Origin of the sequence: Photorhabdus viridis, assembly GCF_040256935.1 — a bacterium.
In the GTDB taxonomy this organism is placed as follows: domain Bacteria; phylum Pseudomonadota; class Gammaproteobacteria; order Enterobacterales; family Enterobacteriaceae; genus Photorhabdus; species Photorhabdus viridis.
Map to the genome: position 1 here is coordinate 1 of NZ_JBEJZY010000481.1, position 223 is coordinate 223.

Here is a 223-nt window from a genome sequence, read left to right on the forward strand (position 1 = left end):
CAGAGATCTGACGGAATCAATATGACCGAGAAAAAAGGGCCCAATCGACAACAGGGAGAGTATCGGCCAATGCTGATGACTGTTGACTACGGCCGGAAAATCTTTTGATGCCGCCACGATATTTTTGGCCTGAATATGGCTGGGTATCTCCTCGTCGGATATACAGATTTGCCCGATGTCCAGTGTGTGTGCCTGGGTATCAAATTTCTGATATTGGCAGTAA

The 223-nt window shown here is 47.1% G+C and carries 1 pseudogene; it reads right to left on the reverse strand.

The features are described from left to right. Window positions 1-223 (reverse strand): annotated as a pseudogene (locus tag ABR397_RS24220) (type VI secretion system baseplate subunit TssF); the annotation flags it as partial.